This window comes from Streptomyces typhae (genome assembly GCF_009755605.1).
In the GTDB taxonomy this organism is placed as follows: Bacteria; Actinomycetota; Actinomycetes; order Streptomycetales; family Streptomycetaceae; genus Streptomyces; species Streptomyces typhae.
Genome location: NZ_WPNZ01000009.1, coordinates 35,187 through 54,231 on the forward strand (window position 1 = coordinate 35,187; position 19,045 = coordinate 54,231).

The 19,045-nt window shown below is 68.4% G+C and carries 20 protein-coding genes, 1 tRNA gene and 1 pseudogene; 13 read left to right on the plus strand and 9 right to left on the minus strand.

The features are described from left to right. Positions 1 to 4: 4 nt before the first annotated feature. The 3 genes from GPA10_RS17440 to GPA10_RS17445 form a co-directional block, all read right to left on the minus strand. Positions 5 to 1,567 carry a caspase, EACC1-associated type gene (locus GPA10_RS17440; protein ID WP_198351630.1) on the minus strand — a complete coding sequence of 521 codons (1,563 nt, stop codon included), beginning with the start codon at positions 1,565 to 1,567 and terminating at the stop codon, positions 5 to 7. Next, positions 1,564 to 2,127 carry an effector-associated constant component EACC1 gene (locus GPA10_RS43380; protein WP_281364804.1) on the minus strand — a complete coding sequence of 188 codons (564 nt, stop codon included), beginning with the start codon at positions 2,125 to 2,127 and terminating at the stop codon, positions 1,564 to 1,566. Before GPA10_RS43380 ends, GPA10_RS17440 begins: the two co-directional genes overlap by 4 nt. Positions 2,128 to 2,263: 136 nt before the next feature. Next, positions 2,264 to 2,836, minus strand: a complete 573-nt coding sequence (locus GPA10_RS17445; protein ID WP_157166352.1) for a TetR/AcrR family transcriptional regulator — start codon at positions 2,834 to 2,836, stop codon at positions 2,264 to 2,266. Positions 2,837 to 3,098: 262 nt separating this feature from the next. On the opposite strand from GPA10_RS17445, the gene GPA10_RS17450 reads away from it, so the two are divergent. Beyond that, on the plus strand, positions 3,099 to 4,604 hold the full coding sequence (locus tag GPA10_RS17450; protein WP_343041015.1) for a carboxylesterase/lipase family protein: 1,506 nt from the start codon (positions 3,099 to 3,101) through the stop codon (positions 4,602 to 4,604). A gap of 170 nt (positions 4,605 to 4,774) precedes the next feature. On the opposite strand, the gene phoA is transcribed toward GPA10_RS17450, so the two are convergent. Continuing rightward, on the minus strand, positions 4,775 to 6,157 hold the full coding sequence (gene phoA / locus GPA10_RS17455; protein ID WP_058852449.1) for an alkaline phosphatase: 1,383 nt from the start codon (positions 6,155 to 6,157) through the stop codon (positions 4,775 to 4,777). A 423-nt stretch (positions 6,158 to 6,580) separates the two neighbouring features. On the opposite strand from phoA, the gene GPA10_RS17460 reads away from it, so the two are divergent. Next, positions 6,581 to 7,654: an NsdA family TPR-like regulatory protein gene (locus GPA10_RS17460; RefSeq protein ID WP_343041016.1), complete on the plus strand. Its 1,074-nt coding sequence runs from the start codon at positions 6,581 to 6,583 to the stop codon at positions 7,652 to 7,654. Between the two features lie 9 nt (positions 7,655 to 7,663). Then, positions 7,664 to 7,849, plus strand: a complete 186-nt coding sequence (locus GPA10_RS17465) for a hypothetical protein (protein ID WP_157166354.1) — start codon at positions 7,664 to 7,666, stop codon at positions 7,847 to 7,849. Positions 7,850 to 7,922: 73 nt separating this feature from the next. Here the strand turns inward: GPA10_RS17465 and GPA10_RS17470 are convergent, their stop codons facing one another. After that, the gene (locus GPA10_RS17470; protein WP_157166355.1) at positions 7,923 to 8,648 is read right to left on the minus strand and encodes a transporter substrate-binding domain-containing protein; all 726 of its coding nucleotides are present in this window, start codon (positions 8,646 to 8,648) and stop codon (positions 7,923 to 7,925) included. A gap of 956 nt (positions 8,649 to 9,604) precedes the next feature. On the opposite strand from GPA10_RS17470, the gene GPA10_RS17475 reads away from it, so the two are divergent. Next, entirely contained in the window at positions 9,605 to 11,419 is a 1,815-nt protein-coding gene (locus tag GPA10_RS17475) for an ATP-binding protein (RefSeq protein ID WP_157166356.1), read from the plus strand. Between the two features lie 343 nt (positions 11,420 to 11,762). On the opposite strand, the gene GPA10_RS42505 is transcribed toward GPA10_RS17475, so the two are convergent. Genes GPA10_RS42505 through GPA10_RS17485 form a run of 3 tightly spaced genes read right to left on the minus strand, consistent with a single transcriptional unit; the run spans position 11,763 to position 13,025 of the window. Next, positions 11,763 to 12,149, minus strand: coding sequence for a hypothetical protein (locus tag GPA10_RS42505; RefSeq protein ID WP_246259343.1), 387 nt, complete (start codon positions 12,147 to 12,149; stop codon positions 11,763 to 11,765). Further along, positions 12,140 to 12,571 (minus strand): ATP-binding protein, encoded by a 432-nt coding sequence (locus GPA10_RS17480; RefSeq protein WP_157166507.1) that lies wholly within the window; start codon positions 12,569 to 12,571, stop codon positions 12,140 to 12,142. The genes GPA10_RS42505 and GPA10_RS17480 overlap by 10 nt, the downstream gene beginning before the upstream one ends. Before the next feature lie 46 nt (positions 12,572 to 12,617). Next, a complete protein-coding gene (locus GPA10_RS17485) occupies positions 12,618 to 13,025 on the minus strand; it encodes an NUDIX hydrolase (protein ID WP_343041077.1) in 408 nt (135 codons plus the stop codon). A gap of 107 nt (positions 13,026 to 13,132) precedes the next feature. On the opposite strand from GPA10_RS17485, the gene GPA10_RS17490 reads away from it, so the two are divergent. From GPA10_RS17490 to GPA10_RS44275, 7 genes and pseudogenes are all read left to right on the plus strand, one after another. Then, complete coding sequence (locus GPA10_RS17490) at positions 13,133 to 13,918, plus strand: GntR family transcriptional regulator (protein WP_343041017.1); 786 nt, start codon at positions 13,133 to 13,135, stop codon at positions 13,916 to 13,918. 164 nt (positions 13,919 to 14,082) lie between these two features. Beyond that, the gene (locus tag GPA10_RS17495) at positions 14,083 to 14,439 is read left to right on the plus strand and encodes an SCO3933 family regulatory protein (RefSeq protein ID WP_157166357.1); all 357 of its coding nucleotides are present in this window, start codon (positions 14,083 to 14,085) and stop codon (positions 14,437 to 14,439) included. Continuing rightward, positions 14,439 to 15,815 (plus strand): FtsK/SpoIIIE domain-containing protein, encoded by a 1,377-nt coding sequence (locus GPA10_RS17500; protein ID WP_157166358.1) that lies wholly within the window; start codon positions 14,439 to 14,441, stop codon positions 15,813 to 15,815. Before GPA10_RS17495 ends, GPA10_RS17500 begins: the two co-directional genes overlap by 1 nt. 88 nt (positions 15,816 to 15,903) lie before the next feature. Then, on the plus strand, positions 15,904 to 16,548 hold the full coding sequence (locus GPA10_RS17505; RefSeq protein ID WP_157166359.1) for a DUF2637 domain-containing protein: 645 nt from the start codon (positions 15,904 to 15,906) through the stop codon (positions 16,546 to 16,548). Positions 16,549 to 16,586: 38 nt separating this feature from the next. Continuing rightward, positions 16,587 to 16,778, plus strand: a complete 192-nt coding sequence (locus GPA10_RS17510; protein WP_157166360.1) for a mobile element transfer protein — start codon at positions 16,587 to 16,589, stop codon at positions 16,776 to 16,778. A 14-nt stretch (positions 16,779 to 16,792) separates the two neighbouring features. Beyond that, a complete protein-coding gene (locus tag GPA10_RS17515; protein WP_246259421.1) occupies positions 16,793 to 16,954 on the plus strand; it encodes a hypothetical protein in 162 nt (53 codons plus the stop codon). Beyond that, positions 16,921 to 17,139 (plus strand): annotated as a pseudogene (locus tag GPA10_RS44275) (tyrosine-type recombinase/integrase); the annotation flags it as partial. The gene GPA10_RS17515 and the pseudogene GPA10_RS44275, both read left to right, overlap by 34 nt. A 50-nt stretch (positions 17,140 to 17,189) precedes the next feature. Here the strand turns inward: GPA10_RS44275 and GPA10_RS17520 are convergent. Next, positions 17,190 to 17,263: transfer RNA gene (locus GPA10_RS17520), tRNA-Gly, on the minus strand. Between the two features lie 658 nt (positions 17,264 to 17,921). Here GPA10_RS17520 and dcd point away from each other — a divergent pair. Further along, the gene (gene dcd / locus GPA10_RS17525) at positions 17,922 to 18,497 is read left to right on the plus strand and encodes a dCTP deaminase (protein WP_058852439.1); all 576 of its coding nucleotides are present in this window, start codon (positions 17,922 to 17,924) and stop codon (positions 18,495 to 18,497) included. 8 nt (positions 18,498 to 18,505) lie between these two features. Next, positions 18,506 to 19,003 (plus strand): phosphoribosyltransferase, encoded by a 498-nt coding sequence (locus GPA10_RS17530; RefSeq protein WP_058852438.1) that lies wholly within the window; start codon positions 18,506 to 18,508, stop codon positions 19,001 to 19,003. The last annotated feature ends 42 nt before the right edge of the window (positions 19,004 to 19,045 follow it).

Sequence of the window (19,045 nt, forward strand, 5' to 3'; positions counted from 1 at the left end):
GACCTCAGCGCAGCACCACCCGAGCAGGCCCCGCCGACGGCAGGAAGGCGCTCCGGATGGTGCCGCCCGCCTCGACCGAGATCCAGGGGTGGCTCACGAAGGTCTGCTGGACGTAGGACTCGGCGGGGGCGAGGACGCGGTAGAGCTGGGCCTGGCCCTGGTAGTCGAGCCAGTACAGGCGCAGGGGCTGTGCGCAGGCGTTGGAGAACTCGATGTGGGTGCTCTGTTCGGCGCGCACCGACTTGAGGGTGCCGGTCATGGAGGCGGGCAGCGGTAGGAGTTCGGGCCAGTCGGCGGGTCTGCCGGACGGCGGGGTCCGGGCGGGCCAGACGGCGGGGGAGGCGAGCGCGGTCTCGGCCCAGTGCTTGACGCCGCGCTGGGCGGCTTCGGTGGTGGGGTGGCCGGGGGCGAGCAGCCGGGTGCAGCCGTGCACGATGACCGCGTACAGCCGAGAAGCGCTCGCCGGGTCCCCGGCGATCCCGGTCCAGTCGGCGTAGCTCTGCCGCAGGCGCAGCGTGTACGGGTGGCCGGGCCCGAGCCGTGCGGCGGACTTCTCGGCGAGGGCCGCGAAGGCGTGCAGGGCCTTGCGCGGCCGGCCCGTCCGACCGGCCACGTCCGCGTCCTCCGCGTCCCGGATCAGGCCGGCCAGGTCGTCGCGGGAGGTGCCGGACGCCCCGGATACCTTGGACGTCGCGGGTGCCCCGGACACCTCGGGTGCCCCGGACACCTCGGACGTCCCGGACGCCCCGGACGCTCCCGGGCCCGTGCCGCTCGCCGCCGTACGCAGGTGTGCCCGGTTGCGGGCGATGCAGATCAGGCCCGCCGTGTTCCGGTTCCGGATCTGCGGCAGCGGGCGGGACTTGACGACGAGACGGGTGTGGATCTCCGCGTAGAGCGAGTTCATGTCCAGGAACGCGGGGGCGCCCTCCACACCGTCCCGCACCACGGAGACCAGCTCCCCGGTGAAGGCCGTGAACTCCTCGTCCGGCGGAGCGAGCGCCTTCGCCGTCTCGGAGGACGCCGTCAGCAGGCAGGACCCCTCCACCACGACCTGGTCGGCGAGTTGGGACCGGCCGCCCATCGTCCCGATGAGCGCGCGCCCGCTCCAGCAGCAGTCCAGGATGATCAGCTTGCGGCGCGCCGGGTAGGAGTGCGTCGCGATGATCCTGCGTACGTACTCGTAGCGCAGCGCGGTGTGGCTCCGCCCCGGACGTGAGTCGGGCAGGGAGAGATAGAGCTCTTCGGTGTACGGGTCCACGAGGCCGTGGCCCGCGTAGTAGAAGACCAGGGTGTCCTCGGCGACGGCCGCCGCGTCCTCCAGCGCGTCCAGAACGACGCCGGGATCGTCGGGCTGCTCGACGACCGTGCACTGCTCGGACGGAACACCCCAGGTCAGGGGCGCCTGGAACAGCTCGGCCAGGGTTTGCACGTTCCTGCTGACCGAGGGGAGCTGCTCCTGGTGCGCGTAGGTGTGCACCCCGACCAGGACGACCCGGGACTTGCGCGGGTCCGAGAGCGGCCCCGAAAGCGGCCCCGAAAGCGGCCCCGAGGGTCCGGCGGTCGTCACCGGGCGTCTCCGGCGGCGGGGGGTTCCGCGTCGGCGCCGGTGGGAGGCGCAGCGGAGGTGACGTCTGCCCGCAAGCGGTCGATGGTGCTCTGGTCGACGGTCAGCGTCCGCCCGTCGACCAGGATCACGCGGATCTCGGGTGCGGCCGGGCGGGACTGGCGCCAGTTCAGGACCGACGTCAGTACGGAGACGAGGGCGAGCGAGTTCGAGACGACGAGGTTGATGATTTCGAGGGCGTCTCCCATGTGGCCAGTGGGGTCGGCGCCCGTACCCGGGCTCGTACGTGACTCCGTACCCGGGCTCGTACGTGACTCCGTACCCGGGCTCGTACGTGACTCCGTACCCGGGCCCGTACGTGACTCCGTACCCGAGTCCGTCCTGACGGCCCCGGACAGTTCCGGGTCCGCGCCGAGCCAGCGCGCCAGCGAACTCAGGCCTCCGCCGGCACCAGCACCAGCACCAGCACCAGGACCAACACCTGTACCGGTACCGGCACTGGTACTCCCGGACTCCCCGACACGCACCAACTGGACACGCTGCACGGCCTCCGCACCAGCCATGTTCCAACCCCCGTCGACCCCGTGACCTCCGTACCGCACACCTGCTGCGGGCACGGCCCCGGCTCTGCCCGCGCCCAGATTAGGCCTGCGGCACCCGTGTGCGCAGGGTGCTCGCGAAGTCCGTACGCGTGACGGATCAGCGCGCGAGGTCGCCGAGGCCGCGCAGCCCGGCGAGGACGTCGGCGGCGCTCGGCGCGGTGGCCGGATCGCTGAGGTGCTGGATCATCACGCCGGACATCAGGGCGAGTTGCACGCTGCCGACGGTGCGGACGGAGGCCTCCGCCACCTCGCCCTCGGGGACGCCGTCCAGGATCGCCGCGAGGCCACGGCGCCCCTCCGCCGTACCGGCGGCCAGGGCGGCACGCAGCTCCGGCTGCCGCTGGGCCTGCATGAACAGCTCCATCGAGGCCAGCCAGAGGTCCGGGTGGGCGGTGAAGTCCGCGATGAGGCTGTCCCACATCTCCTCGAAGTGCCGCTTCGAGGAGCCGTCCGCGTCGGGTATGAGGGCCCGCCCCATGGAGTCGCCCCACTCGTCGAGGATCTCGAACAGGGCCTTGTTGAGCAGGGCTTCGCGGGAGCCGTAGTGGTAGCCGATGGCGGCCATGCTGACACCGGCCGTGGTCGCGATGTCGCGGACGCTGGTGCGGTCGTACCCCTTGTCGCGCAGGCACTGCTTGGCGCCCACGAGGAGGGCTTCACGGTTCCCCATGGGTGCAGCGTAGCAGCGGCTTCAGGCGTACGCCTTAGGCGATCGCATGGGGCGTGCGAATTGCGCGATCGCATTGCGCGATCGCCCAATTCTGCTTACTGTCTCCTCCATGAGACTCGCCAGAAGCGTCCCGAAGTGGCTTGCCGCAGCCTCGGTATGGGGGCTGGCCTTGGGTTTTGCCCCGATGGCCCCGGGTTGGCCGGGCCCCGCAGCGGCATCGGCCCACGCGGCGGTCACGACGGCTGACGCCCCCGGCGGCCCGGTGGTCCGCACGACGCACGGACTGGTGCGCGGCACGGAGCGCGGCGCCCTCCGCACCTTCCAGGGCATCCCGTACGCGGCCCCGCCGGTCGGCAAGCTCCGCTGGGCCCCGCCGAAACCGGCGCCGGGGTGGGACGGGGTGCGCGCGGCGACCCGGCCGGGCGCACCCTGCGCGCAGCCCGAGGGCCTCCCCATCGGAGTGCCCAGCAAGAAGGAGGACTGCCTCTACCTCAACGTCACCGCACCGATCACGCCAAAAGCCGCGGCCCGATCCGCGCCACCGGCCGAAGCCGCCGCCTCCCGCGGCGAACGACCGGTGATCGTATGGATCCACGGCGGCAGCATGATGTACGGCACCGGTGACATGTACGGCCCCGACCGCCTCGCGGCGCAGGGCGCGGTGGTCGTGTCGATGAACTACCGCCTCGGCGTCATGGGTTTCCTGGGCGACCCGGCGCTCAAGGGCGCGGAGGGGCTCGGCCTTGAGGACCAGCAGGCGGCCCTGCGCTGGGTGCGCGCCAACGCGCGGGCCTTCGGCGGCGACGCGGACAACGTGACGATCATGGGCCAGTCGGGCGGCGGCTACGGCGTCTGCGGACACCTCGTGTCCCCCGCGTCGGCGGGCCTCTTCGACCGTGCCGTCGTCCAGAGCGCCCCGTGCGCGACGGGCGGCTCCCGCACCCGGGCCGAGGCGAGGGCGGAGGCCGCGCGGGTCGCCGAGGCGGTGGGCTGCGGGGCACGCGCACACAGGGCGTCGTGCCTGCGCCGGAAACCGGTGACGGCGCTCCTGAAGGCGTACGGCCCCTTCAACGAGCCCCGCCCGGTGGCCGGTACGGACCTCATGCCGATGGCTCCCGCGCAGGCACTGCGCACGGGACGCTTCCACCGCGTGCCGGTGCTCGTCGGGGTGACGCACGACGAGGAGCGCGGCATGGTCCTCGGGCAGGAACTCGCTCCGGGCGGCGCCCCCATGAAGCCGTCGCAGTACGAGCCCGCGCTCCGCGCCCGGTTCGGACCCGCGGCCGACGACGTCCTGCGCCGCTACCCGCTGCGCGCCCACCCCTCGGCGGGCGAGGCCCTCGCGACGATCCTCACGGACGCGAACTGGTCGGCCCCGACGCTCGACACGGCCCGGCTCCTGTCACGGTGGACACCGACCCGCGTGTACGAGTTCGGCGAGCGCGACACCCCTTGGTTCAAGGGGTACGCGAAGCCCAGCTTCGACCAGCGCGCCCAGCACATGTCCGAGCTGGCCTACCTGTTCGACCTCAACCACCTGTTCGAGGACGTACCGGCGGCGCAGACCCGGTTCCGGGACCGCATGACCCGTACGTGGGTGGACTTCGCCAGGTCGGGCCGTACGGACTGGCCGGCGTTCGGGGCGGGCACCGACGGATACGTACAGACGCTGGAGGCGGGCGGATGGAGGCGGGCGGACTTCGCAAGGGATCACCAGTACGGGTTCTGGAAGTCCCGTGGCGCGTACGGCCCGACGACGAGTGGCTGACGGCAGGACGCGCACGCGGGCGCACCGCAGCAGGGAGGAGTGCTGCGGTGCGCCCTGAACTCAACGACGGTTACGGCCGTCTACTGACCAGCACCGACCAGCACCGACCAGCACCGCCCGCCACTGTCCGCCCGTGACCGATCGCTGCTGTCCGGTCCGCCCGTGACCGATCAACGCAGCCTGAGGGCCTCGCGCACGGTGTGGAACAGGTCGGTCTGGTTGGTGACGCCCTGGACGCGGTAGGCCTGCGGGCCCTGCGCGGCGATGCGCACCTGGGTGCCGGTGTGCTCCTGGGACTTGCCCGGGGTGTTGGTCGAGTAGTTGACCTTGAGCTGCTGCCCCTCGTCGGTGACGAGGGTGGAGGACAGGCCGGGCGGCTGCGCCTCCAGGGGCACGATCTGGCTGGTGTGCGCGTGGTCGGCGGTGGTGACGACCAGGGTGTCCGGGTGCTTGGCGGCGTAGTCGCGGGCGACCTTGACGGCGCGGTCGAAGGCGGCGGTCTCGCCGATCTGGCCGCACGGGTCGGCGGCGTGGTCCTGCTTGTCGATCGAGGCGCCCTCGATCTGGAGGAAGAAGCCCTGCTTGCTCTTGGCGTGCTTCTGCTTGGCCTCCAGGAGCTTGATGGCCTTGGTGGCCTGGTCCTTCAGCTCGGGGGTGCCGGCCGGGCGGCCGGGGTTGGAGGTGGTGCAGCGCTGCGGGTCGGTGCCGCCCTTGGCGGCGGCCTTGCCGGTCCACTCGACGGGCACGTTGCCGGGGGCGAAGAGCCCGAGGACGGGCTTGCCGCCCTTGACGGACTTGACCTTCTTCAGCTCGCGGTCGTTGGTGACGACCTGGTACCCGAGCTTCTTGGCCTGCTCGGTGACGGTGAGCCCCTTGTACTTGCCGTCGGTGACCTTCTGGTCGAAGCGCTGCTTGCCGCCGCCGAGGAGGACGTCGACCTTGTGGTTGACGCTCTGCTCGGCGATGGAGCCGGGCCCGCCCTTGGCGATGGTGTCGGTGGGGCACTTGGCCATGTCGGCCGGGCCCTGGCAGCTGCGGTCGGTGGCGTGCGAGGCGAGGACGGCCGGGGTGGCGTCGGTCAGCTCGGCGGTGGTGACCGAGCCGGTGGCGTACCCCTTCTTCTGCGCGAGCTCCAGAATCGTGGGCACGGCCTTGTCGCTGCCCGGGGTCTTCGAGATCCGCCCGTTGACGGTCTTCACGCCGGTGGCCCAGCCGGAGCCGCTCGCTGCGGAGTCGGTGACGTAGTCGGGGGTGCCGTCGGCGTGCACGGCGTACGTCGTGTAGGCGCCGGTCAGCGGGAACTTGTCCATGTTCAGCCGCCCGTTGGCGCCCACGGTGTAGTCCCGGGCGAGGGTGATCTCGGAGTCACCCATGCCGTCACCGATCAGCAGGATGACGTTCTTGGCCTTGCCGCCCTGGATCGCCCGCCGGGCCTGGTCCTTGGTGTCGGAGGCCCCGGCCGTGGCGGTGAGCGTCACCGCCACCGCGGTGGCGGCACCCACGGATGCGGCGGCTATGAGTCGGCGACGGCTGAGACGGGGGTGGCGGGGCATGGGAACTCCTTGGACGTGCGGGCGCTGACGCGCGTGCCGGTGCGTGATCTCGTACCGGTCCGTGATGTCGTACCGGTGGATGCCGCACCGATGTCTGTCGCACCGGTGTTTGTACGATGCAGCCACCTCACCAGGGCTAACTGAACCGGGTGGGGCTTGTGGGTGCCTTTTTAGTGTCTTGGGGGCGACTTCGGTTTCCTGGGCGGCTTTGTGGTCTTGGGGGCGGACGGGCCCGCACCGTGGCGGCGAGGGGTTCCCGGTCCGTGGGGGTGGCGGGGCGCATCACGTGCACGGGGGGCGTCTCCTGGAGGGCTGGAGCCGCCGTCCCGTGCCGGGCCTGGAACGGGCATGCCAGAGTGGGGAGTTGAAAGCCTTGAGTTCCAGGTGGGGCACCGTCGCATTTTCCGGGAGGCGCCAACCTTGGTGACCGGATGCACGCCCAGCGACCCCTCGCGGCGCTCGATACTGGGAGCCGTCGGCGTCTTCTCCGCTGCCGTGGCCATGAACGTCCCCGCGTACGCCGAGGCCGCGGACCGGATCGAGACCGTCAAGCGCGACCCGCACACCCGGATCGGGCAGGGCGAGGTCGACGCCTTGGCGGCCATGACCGAGAAGATCAGCGACCTGGACGACCAGTTCGGCGGCCGCACCGCCCGCCCCCTGGCTGCCGCGTTCCTGGTCAACACCATCGCCCCCCACCTGAAGGCCGACGCTCCCGAGGACGTACGCAGGGCGATGCTGTCCGCCGCGGCCGACCATCTCTACCTGACCGGCTACATGGCCATGGACGAGCGCCGGGACGGACTCGCCCAGAGCTACTACCTCAAGGCCCTGGAACTGGCTCAAGAAGCGCGAGACCACCTCACGTACTGCACGACCCTGCGTGGCATGAGCGTGATGGCCGTGGACCTCGGGCACAGCCGGGTGTCCCTCCGCCTCGCGGAGTCCGCCTCCGCCGCCGCGCCGCAGGCAGGCCCCCGGATGGTCGCCTTCCTGGCCGGGCAGCAGGCCCACGCCGCAGCGCGGAACGGGGACCGCGGCACCGCCCTTGCCAAGATCGGGGAGGCCGAACGCGCGATGGAGCGGGCCGAGTCCAAGGCGAAGGCGTTCGGCTCGTACGACCCTTCGAGCCTCGCCTACCACGTGGCACAGGTCCGCTACGAACTCGGCGACAAGGAGGCCGCGATCGATCTCCTGGAGGAATCCGACCGGCTCAGGCACTCCGTCTACCGACGCGGCCGCGTACGCCACCTCGGCCTGCTCGCCGAACGAAAGCTGGAAGTCGGCCGTCTGGAGGAGGCCTGCGGCCACTGGCGGCAGATGCTGGACGAGTACCCGCACGTCCAGTCCGGCCGCTGCGACGACCGCTTCAAGTCGATGCTCGTGGCCCTGTCTCCCTTCCGCCGCCATCCGCATGCCCGGGACCTGTACGACCGGGGGCGCGCGACGAGGGCGAACGCGCCGGCTCGTCGCCGAGCCGGTGGCACGTCGGTTTGATGCTTGACGATGAGGCCCGAGCGCCGGGGCATGAGCGAGGCCGAGATCATCCGCCAGGGCATCCACCTCGCCGCCATGGCGAATCGCGTCTGGGACGAGCCGCTGTTCCCGCGCACCTTCGAGGGGCCGGGACGTACGACGTCCGAGGCCGAGGCCCGTGACGCGGTCGCCGCCTATTCGGGGACGTACGAGTAAGGGCCCGTACTGGACCCGTACAGCGCTCGTACAGCGGACACGACCCGAGTCCAAGCCCACATCCCAGTCCGCGTCAGCCGGCGGTGGGGGCAGCCAAGGCCGGGTCCTGGCCGGAGCGGCGCAGCGCCTCGGCGACGAACCCGGACGCCACCAGCTCGGCCACGAGTTCCCGGAGGAACCGCACGGTCGTCGAACTCCGCTCCCTCGTCGTACCCACGGCTTGCCGGATCGTCATGAACGCGGGCTCCAGCAGTCGCAGTTCGGCATGCTGGTGCACGTGGGCGGTCAGCGGCTGGCGAATACCGGCTGCGACGTCCAGTCCCTCGGCGTGGAACACATCGATTCCGCCGACGCCGCGTACGACGGTGGCGTGCCGGAGGGCGCGGCTCAGGTGGAGGTCGTACGCGGAGCCCTTCTTGACCCCGACGCGGACCCCGTCGCGATCGACATCCTCGGCGGAGGTGAACGACGAGCCCACGGGCGCCGCGTACACCCCCTCGATGTGCACGTACGGCGCACTGAACGCGACGTCCTTCTCCCTGTCCGGATCCACGGCCAGGAAGCACAGGTCGGCGTCGCCCTCGGCCATCGCGGCGTACGACTTGCGAGCCGCGTCGAAACAGACGAACCGCACCGGCACCGCCAGCCGCGCGGCAACCTCCCGCGCAAGCGCGACGGTGACCCCGGCCGGCTCGTCGGGCGTCCCCTGGGCGAGCACCGGATTCCCGAGATTGATGGAGGCCCGAAGCACCCCGGTGGGCGCCAGGTCCTGCGCGATCTCTGCGTCTATGGGCGTCATGATCCCGAGCCTAGGCGGCTGCTGCTCAATGGTGCGTCGAGCCTTGCGTTGCCACAGGGCCAAGCCCCACACCAGTCATAGCCAGCACGACGCCCGCTCTGGCATCAGCCCGTCCGTGGCGCGGCAAGGACAGGCGGCGGGTGAGGGGGAGTGGAGCGGGCAGCAAAAAGGCCCGGGTCGATGACCTGGGCCTCAATGTGCAAATCCGTGGAGCGGGTGACGAGAATCGAACTCGCGCTCTCAGCTTGGGAAGCTCGGGTCTTTCGGACAGATTGCCGGGCTGAGCTGCGGCGAAGCAGCCAGGTCACTGGTCAGGCTGGCGAGCTGCTCCCCGTCATTCCCCGTGGTTCCCCGCACGACCTGGCACATGAGTGGCACGCGCCCGCAGCCTTGCAACGTCCTGGGGACGTGACTCGTCGGAGTGCCTGAGCCGCAACCGACGAAAGTCAACCACGATGGCGGGTGCGTCGGCCGACCAGGCGCGCGTGTGCCACCGCCACCCACCACCGGGCCTCAGCCACGCTGCTCGGTAACGTCCGTCAGAGTGAGCCGCGACGGGGGACGCGTGGTGCTAAGGCCACTCAGGGGCCCACCCGGGGGCGTGAGGGAGGGCCGCATGGGGGAGTCCCGTGAGGAGTCGCTTAGTGCGCGACGGAGGTTCACCTACAACCAGGCGAGACTTGTAGGTGAACTTGTAGATGAGCTGGCACTCGCGAGACTTGGAGCCGCAGAGTGTTGACTCTCTGTAGCGGCCGAGCGAAGTGAGTGGTGCTCCTGGCGATACGCTCCGTTGCTACGCTGCACCTCCGGTGACGGAGCGTATCGCCAGGAGCCCAGAACCCCAGCAAGTTTGACCAAGTTTTGGTTGAAAGGTGATCTTTTTGTTATCTTGAGTGCAAGGGGGCTGGAGGTTGTGGGTCTGGTAGACCTACAACCTCTCCTTGTAGGTTTGCCTTGTGGACACAGCTGAGCTGACAACGATCATCGCTGACCTGCGTAGCGAGGGAAGCGATATTGCAGAAGTAGAGGTAAAGCTCGCCGCGGGCGGATTCCCTCAAACGCTGGCACCTACATTGTCGGCATTTGCTAACACTCCTGGGGGTGGCACGCTAATCTTCGGGCTGGATGAATCTGATACCTTCTCCGCAGTCGGTGTATACGACGTTGTAGCCTGCAAGGCAGCGCTCGCCAATCTTGCTCGGACGGGCATGGAGCCCCCATTGAACGCTCGGTCCTGGAGCTTCGATTTTGAAGGGCGTTCAGTAGTCGCTGCGCAGGTCGATGAATTGTCCACTTCGCTCAAACCGTGCCGCGTGAAGGGTACGGGAAAGGCTTATCTGCGCTCATACGACGGAGACTATGAGCTATCGATTCTGGAGGAGCAGGCGTTCATTGCGAACCGAGATACTCCGCGGTTCGATCAGGAAGCAGTATCTTCTGCCTCCTTCGAGGATCTCGATCAAACTCTGCTGTCGTCTTACCTTGAAACGTGTAAGTCATCGTCGGCCGCCCTGGAGCGAATGCAGGACACGGAAGTTCTTTTCCGTACCGGTGTTGTGGTGGAACGAGGCGGGCCGCCCACTGTAGCGGGCCTATTGGCGCTGGGTTTGTATCCACAGCAGTACTTTCCCAACCTGGTGATTCAAGCCAGCGTAGCTCCAGGACCGAATGATCCAGTAGGCACGCGCGCTGTGGACTCCAAAAGGTTCGATGGGCCGATCCCGCTAATTCTCGATCAGGCGCTGAGATGGGTGCAGCGTAATACGAGAAGCCGTGTGCGTTTCGGTCGAGATGGGCACGGCCGGGACGAGCCGGAGTACCCCATTGAGGCAGTTCGTGAGTTGCTTTCCAATGCGCTAATGCATCGTGACCTTGGCCCCTATGCGCTTGGGGAAGCCATCACGCTGAAGTTGGAGAGCGGTCAACTCATTCTCAGCAATCCGGGGGGCCTATGGGGTCTTACAGTCGACCGTTTGGGAAAGACGGGGGTTACCTCCGCCCGTAATGGATACCTAACCCGTATCTGTCAGAATGTTCGTTACTCGCGCGATCAGCGCGTTGTCGAAGCTATGGCGTCGGGGATTCCCACTGTTCTGAGAAGCCTCAGAGAGGCTGGGATGGTGCCTCCTCGTTTTCACGATCAAGGTGTTCGTTTCACGGTTCGTGTGCCAAACCACACGCTCTTGGCGCCCGAGGATTTGGAGTGGTTGGCCTCCCTGCGGCCAGCGGTACCGTTGAATGATATCCAGAGACATGCGGCAGTAGCCATGCGTCATGGAGTGAAGTGGACGAATAAGACCCTCAGAGATGCATTCCCTATGGACTCCTTGGAAGCTAGGAACGTCCTGGCTGGCTTGGTGGATGCAAGAGTGGCAGAGGCGGTTGGTGAGCGTGGCGGACGTGTTTACCAGTTGTCCGAAATGCTCAATTCTGAAGATTCACCACAGCAGCAGAGACTGCCTATGGAGCCCGACACGTCGGCCGATAGTGAAGCCTTGGCTTCGCACGTACCCGGTTCCGGTGCTGCTGCATCGTCACCTCGGAGAGCGCCAGGCGCGAGGCGGGTGAATGCCGACAATATCGCAGCTTTGCTGTCTGGTGGACCTGCGAATATGAGTGCAATCCAGGAATCGACGGGGCTTACTGAGCGCCAGGCCCTGTACGCCTTGCATTTGTTGAAAGATGAGGGCCGGGTAGTTCTCCAGGGTGGTCAAGGCGACAGGAAGAGTAAATGGGCTCTCATCTATGAGGGGAAACCAGTAGCCGAATAGGTTGACGGAGCTGCTTTGGGCTGGAGCTGCTTTGGAGCGAGTTATCTTGGCCCCGTAAGCTTCCGGCGCGTCGGGCAGTCTGTGGACCTGCCCGGTAAAGCACGACGTTGGGGCCAAGATCTTAGAGGCTCGCCCCAAAGTGGCTGCCTAAAGCCGTGGAGCCGACCGTCCCAGCCACGAGGTACCTCTTATCTCTGGCATCAAGTGGCTGCATGCTTTGAGCGCGGCACGGGCGTCGGCCGGGCTGGAGCGGGGCGGAGACAGGAGCGCAGGCCCGGCCGGGGGCCGGGCCGCGCGCGGTGAGCGGAGCGAGCCGCCTTGAACCAGTAGAGAAAGTTGTAACTCAGCCCGTCTGCCAGGGCTTGAAGTCGTGTGCGCAGGCTGGGAGTTCTGCCGCCTGACGGTGGGCGAGCGGTAGGAAGAGGACTGGTCGTATCGTCCAGGTGATGCGTGTGTCCGCGTGAGTCACTGAGACCGTGCAGGGCTGCATCTGGAGAAGAGCTCTGCGGGTGCGGACGCGACCCTCGTACAGCCACTCCCAGGCTTCGACTGAGGCGTGAGTGTTCAGAGCCGGTGAGATCGTGCGGAGTGCCACCGCTACCCATCGATCCGCCTGCGGTGCCGAGTAGGCGTCGAAGGATGCTCGTAGCCGCAGCCCGGCCTGATCGTTCGTGATGGGTTCCGTCCAGCACTCGCACCAGTAGCCGCGACGGCACTCGGTCAGCCGCATAGTTGGCCTCCCCTGCCGGCCTCGGTGAAGAAAGCCGCGGTGACCGTGTGGCCGTGGTCGCTGTCGTTGACGATGACGCGGTGCGCGATGGCGCTGACCATGTCCAGGCCCCGGCCGTGTTCAGCCTCTTCGTCCTGGTGCTCGGCCTTGGGGGCGGTTCCCGTGCCTCCGCTGTCGGTGACCGACAGCGCGACCATCTGCGGGGATACCTCGATGGCCAGGGAGAAGCTGCCGGACTGACGCCCGCTGGCTGTGTGCAGGATCGCGTTCGCGCTCAGCTCGCTCACGATCAGTTCGGCGTCATCCGCCAGGGGCGAGTCACGAAGGATGTCCCGCGTCCAGCGTCGGGCCCGGCTGACCTCTTCTGGGAAACCTGGGCAAGTGAGGCCCCAGGCTCGGATAGTGCTCGTATACTCGTGCATACAAGTTCCTTCGTGCTGGTAGGCCGCCATGTGCAGCGGGTTCGAGCTAGACGAGTTTCACGCCGTCGTGGGCGCGAATGGCCGGCGGGGATGCCGCGCCGAGTGCGTCCAGGACGCGGATCGCGTAGGCCTCGTCGGCGAGTTCGGTGACTTCTTCGCGGGTCGCCCAGCGCAGAGCTCGGGTCTCGTCGCCGGTGGTGGGCGTACCGTCGGCGGCCTCGCAGCGGAAGACCATGGAGACGATCAAGCCCGTCATGTTCTTGTAGATGCCGGTGAGGGTCGCCGGAAGCACGATCTTGATTCCGGTCTCTTCGAGGACCTCGCGTTGCAAGGCCTCGGGGATCGTCTCCTCGCGTTCGAGGATTCCGCCCGGGGGCTCCCACTTGCCGTTGTCCTGGCGCTTGATCAGGAGGGCACGATCCTGATCGTCGACGATGACTCCGGCAACACTCACGGAGTGCGGACGGTCAGTGCTCACGGTCCTCGACCCTCTCGGATGGCTAGGCTTTCCACCGTAGCAACAACACTCGCCCACTCGTCTAGATACCTAAAGGAGTACACGTGACGTCACTCCCGAGCCTGCTCGGCGACATCGACCCCACGAGTGATCGTGCGGTCTTTCGGCAGATCGCCGACCAGCTGCGCGAGGCCATCGACCGTGGGCGATTCAAGGAGAGCGAAAAGCTGCCTTCGGAGGCCGAACTCGTCGAGCACTACGGCGTATCCCGGATGACCGTTCGGAACTCCTTCTCCGTGTTGCAGGGTGAGGGCCTGGTCCATGCCGAGCATGGCAAGGGCGTCTTCGTACGACCGCGGCCTCCCGTGCGACGGCTCGCCTCCGACCGCTTCGCTCGGCGCCACCGAGAGCAGGGCAAGTCTGCCTTCATCGTCGAGGCCGACGCTGCGGGCAGTCACCCCCAGGTGGACAGCCTGGAGGTCAAGGAGGCGAAGGCCAGTCAGGACATCTCCACCCGCCTTGGCTCGGTGCGGCGCGTGCTCGCTCGTCGGCGTCGGTATCTGCTCGACGGCCGGCCGGTCGAGTTCGCCACCTCTTACCTCCCGCTCGACATCGCACGCGGTACGCAGATCGCCGAACCCAATCCCGGCCCCGGCGGCATCTACGCCCGCCTCGAAGAACTGGGCCACCACCTCGACCACTTCGACGAGGAGATCCGGGCGCGGATGCCCGCACCGTCCGAGGTGAAGACGCTCCGGCTGGCCTCCGGTGTACCCGTGATCCACCTGGTCCGCACCGCGTACGACACGGAAGGGCGGGCCGTGGAGGTCTGCGACACCGTCATGGCGGCGGACGCCTACGTCCTGTCGTACCAGCTCCCGGCCACGTGACGGCCTGACGACTGTGGCGCGCGGTGGTCCGCACCCCGAACTCGTATACGCCAACAGGCCTACTCGTATAGACGAGTTGGCAAGTTGTGTGGCACAGTGGACGGCGTTCCCGGAGATCGGGTTCCAACGTCGCATCTTGTATAGACGAGTAGATGGGAAGAACCTTGCGAACCATTCGCGTGGAGACCTCGGCCGCGACGATCCTGCTCACTGAGGCGCCCGAGCCCAAGGTCCGCAACCGCCAGACCGGCGAGATCGCCAAGGACGCCACCAGCGGTGAATCGCTGATGACGATCGGCGTCGTCTACATCGAGGAGGGCGAGTCGTCCCTGATCAAGGTGACCATCCCGGAGAGCGGAGTGTCCGAGGGGCTGACGCTCGGTGCGCCGGTCTCGCTGCCGGGACTCGTCGCCCGACCGTGGGAGAGCGTCTTCAACGGCCAGCAACGGCACGGCATCGCCTACCGCTGCGCCGCCGTCACTCCGGCCGCCTTCCCGGCCGCCATGGGGGCCTTGGCCTGATGACCGACCTGACGACGCTTCTGGAGGTGGGTGGTCCTGTCGCCGCACTCGGCGGTGGGGCTGCCTACATCCGGGCCAAGCACCCCGGGGTCTACTGGTCTGCGGTCGGCCTGCCGATGTCCACGGCCCGGCTGCTCAGCTCGTACGGTTCGGTCATGGAGGCCTGCGGCCTGTCCGTGACGCCGTCCCGACTGCGTGTCTTGGCGGTCAAGGCCACGACCCGTGGGGAAATCCGTCCCGTACCGCCTCGGCGCGGAATCATCCGCCCGACCACGACCGGCTTACGGCTCCGTCTGCGGCTCGCACCGGGCCAGGAACCCGCCGACGTGGCCGCCTCGACCGAACGGTTGCGGCACACCTGGGGAGTTCACGCCGTCTACGTGACCACGGTCAAGCCTGGCGTGGTCGACCTGCGACTCGTCGGCTATGACGTGCTGCGAGAGGTCCGTATGCCGCGCAAAGCGGTGGGCGGATTCCTGAAAGTGCCCGTAGCGCTGCGGGAAGACGCCACACCGTTCGTACGCGACTACCGCGTGGTGCCGCACGGCCTCTCCCTGGGCGCCACCCTGTCGGGCAAGTCCATGTACCTGCGGCATCTCGTTGCCGGACTCGCACCGCAGCCCGTCGCCTTGGTCGGCATCGACTGCAAGCGCGGTGTGGAGCTGGCGCCCTTCGCCTCGCGGCTGTCGGCGCTCGCCACCGATCCCGAGCAGGCTGCCGAGTTGTTGCCTGTGCTCATCAAGGAGATGGAGGACCGGTACGACCTGATCAAGGCACGCCAGAGGATCGCACCGGGCACGCCGAACGAGGAGATCACCTCCGACATCTGGGGGCTTCCCGAGCAGGAACGACCCGTGCCCGTAGTCCTGTTCGTCGACGAAGTGGCGGAACTCTTCCTGGTCGCCACGAGGAAGGAGGAAGAGCGGCGGGACGAGATGGTCACTCAGCTCATCCGGCTTGCCCAACTCGGTCGTGCGGCCGGTATCTACCTGGAGGTGTGCGGGCAGCGGTTCGGCGCCGAGCTCGGCAAGGGCGCCACGATGCTCCGGGCCCAGTTGACCGGCCGCGTCTGCCACCGCGTGAACGACGAAGCCTCCGCGAAAATGGCGCTCGGCGACATCGCCCCCGAAGCCGTCTCGGCTGCCTGTGCCATCCCTGCCGAACGACCTGGTCTCGCCGTCGCCGGTGACACCTCGGGCGGCTGGTCCCGCATCCGTACGCCGTATCTCTCGCTGTCCGACGCTGCCGAGACCTGCCGCACGTCGGCCCACATGGTCCCCGACCTGCCCGCGCTGAAGCCCTTCCGGCCCTCCGCGCCCGCGCAGCCGGTCGAGTCCCCGGCTTCGGTTGTACGGCCGCGACCGGTCACCGGCTGAGCCGCACTCTCCTGCACCCCGGTCGGCGTGACCGTCTCGCGCCAAGTCCCTACCCCTGCCATGCCTGAAACCCGGAAGGAGCCGCAGCATGCGCGCCCAACTGGCCCGTATCGATGCGGTACTCGTCCAAGCCGTCATCGCCGCTGCCCTGTCCTTCGCCCACCTGCACGACGTCGCCTCGGCGGCCGGACAGGACGGGTGGAAAGCGTGGGCCTATCCGATCTCGGTCGACCTGCTGCTCGTCGCCGCCTGGCGTCGGCTACGGGCCGGTGACGCCAAAGCCGCGGGCTGGTGCTGGTTCGTCATCGCGCTCGCGGCTTCCCTCGGCGCGAACGTCGCCACCGCCGGACTGCTCGACATGAACCACGTGCCGGCCTGGCTCCGCATCCTCGTCGCGGGCTGGCCTGCGGTCGCCTTCCTCGGCGGGACGCTCCTCGCGCACTCGACGCCGACACCGCCCGACGAGGTCCGGGAGCAAGACCCCGAGGGCGTCGACGACCAGGAGGACGCGCCCGATCTCATTCCGGTGCTTCCGCCGCCACCGGCCGCCGAGCCCACCCCCACCTCGACCCCTCCGCCCACCGTTGCCGTCCCGGCCGCCCTCGTCGACCACGCCCGCAAAGTCGCCACCGAACACCACACCCGCACCGGCACTGCCATCGACACCACGATCCTGCGTGCCCGCCTCGGCGTCCCGATGCCTATGGCCGACGCCATCGCCGCTCAGCTCTGAACGCCCGAAAGCTCTGAACGTCCTGAAGGGAGATCCACATGAGCGCCAACCGCCGTTTCCGCTCCGTCGCCCGTACCGGTCCCGTCCAGGTCGGCACGTCGTACGACGGCCGTGGCCGTGAGAAGCACACCGCCGCCTGCACGGCCCCGCGCTGCGGCTTCTCCACCGACTACGACAGCCGCGCTGCCGCCGAACTGGCCGCCCGGACCCACCGCTGCCCCGTCCGCTGAAAGGACCGATCACCGTGACCGTCAGCCTGCCGCTCGTCTTCGTCCTTGGTCTCTTCGCCTGGGGAGCCGTCAAGTTCCTCGGCGTCCGCACGTGGATCGTCGTCGTGATCGCTCTGTTCGGCTTCTGGCTCTCGCACACCTTCATGGCCCCGGCACTCGGTCCGGTGCGACCCTGAAGGACACGATGGTCCGCGCCGGCCAGTCGTCCGAGAAGGCGGCGATGATCTACCAGCACTCCGAGGAGGAGCGTCAGCAAGAGGTCGCGGGGATGCTCGATCGGAGTGTTCGGAAGGCTCGCCGGGCTGTGGCACGGAAGCCGGACGATCAGGCATCTGGCACGGATGTGGCACGCGACGGCTGAGCGGAAGCGGACAGCAGAAAGGCCCGGGTCGATGACCTGGGCCTTCGTCGTGGAGCGGGTGACGAGAATCGAACTCGCGCTCTCAGCTTGGGAAGCTGATGTTCTACCATTAAACTACACCCGCGCAGTACCCCGGTTGACCCGGTTTCGTACCGTCGCACACTCTACCTCATCGCACGCCCCGGGCGCCCCCGCCCCGGGGCCCGGCTGCGCTGCGTGGGGTCGGTGTGACTACGGGCGAAGGGAGTTGGGGCGTACGGTGGGGGCCGCCTCGGGGTGACTCGGGGGCGGTTCGGAGGGTGGCCGGAGACGGGCCCCGCCGGGGTGTGCGCAGGGGTTCCGTGAGGGGTCCGTGCGAGGCCCGTGCGAGGGGGCACGCGAACGGAGTGCCGCCTGGAGTGGCGTCCCTTTCATCCCGTAATGTGGCTTTCGCCGTCGGCCGGATGCGGCCCCCGTTCGCGGGAGGACGGCTCTCTTTACGGCTCTGGGGAAGGGACTCGAGGACTTGATGGAGCGCACCGTCGTCCGTTGTGCCGAAGGGCACGTGTTCAGCACCGCTTCGTTCCCGATGCAGCAGGCCGACCGGCTCGGTCCCGGCCGGCTCATCCGGTGTCCCCGCTGCGCCCGGCTCCGGCACGCTGTGCCGGTGACCTTGGCGAAGCGGTAGACGGGAACGACCAGGGGCGACTGACGCAGTCGCGGCGCGCACGGCGTGCCGTGACCGTGGCGCGCGGGGCCCGTCCGATTGGGGCGGCCCCGCGCGCTCTGCGTATCCTCGGTGCGTGCTTCTCTCAGACAAGGACATCCGGGCCGAGATCGACGCCGGACGGGTGCGGATCGATCCGTACGACGAATCCATGGTGCAGCCGTCGAGCATCGACGTGCGCCTCGACCGCTACTTCCGGGTGTTCGAGAACCACCGCTACCCGCACATCGACCCCTCCGTCGAGCAGGCGGATCTGACCCGGCTCGTCGAGCCGGAGGGGGACGAGCCGTTCATCCTCCACCCCGGGGAGTTCGTGCTCGCCTCGACGTACGAGGTCATCACGTTGCCCGACGACCTCGCCTCCCGCCTCGAGGGCAAGTCGAGCCTCGGCAGGCTCGGGCTCGTCACCCACTCCACCGCCGGGTTCATCGACCCGGGCTTCAGCGGCCACGTGACCCTGGAGCTGTCCAACCTCGCCACCCTGCCCATCAAGCTGTGGCCTGGCATGAAGATCGGGCAGCTCTGCATGTTCCGGCTGAGCTCCGCCGCCGAGGCCCCCTACGGGTCCGAGCGGTACGGGTCCCGCTACCAGAACCAGCGCGGCCCCACCGCCTCCCGTTCCTTCCTCAACTTCCATCGGACCCAGGTGTGAGCCCTTCCATGAGTGACGTCCGCGAGAATCTTTCGTACGAGAAGTTCGGCGGCGCCGTGCGCGAACTCGCGCAGACCATCGCCGACGACGGGTACGAGCCCGACATCGTGCTCAGCATCGCGCGCGGCGGCGTCTTCGTCGCCGGTGGCCTCGCGTACGCCCTCGACTGCAAGAACATCCACCTCGTGAACGTGGAGTTCTACACGGGCGTCGGGACGACCCTGGACATGCCCGTCATGCTCGCCCCGGTGCCCAACGCCATCGACTTCACCGACAAGAAGGTGCTCATCGCCGACGACGTCGCCGACACCGGCAAGACGCTGAAGCTGGTGCACGACTTCTGCCTCGACGCCGTCGCCGAGGTGCGCTCCGCCGTCATCTATGAGAAGTCCCACTCGCTCGTGAAGTGCGAGTACGTGTGGAAGCGCACCGACGAGTGGATCAACTTCCCGTGGAGCGTCGAGCCGCCCGTCGTGCGGCGGCAGGGGCAGGTTCTCGACGCCTGACCCCGTACGGGGACCGAGGGCCGCCATGTGCGAGGGCCCCGG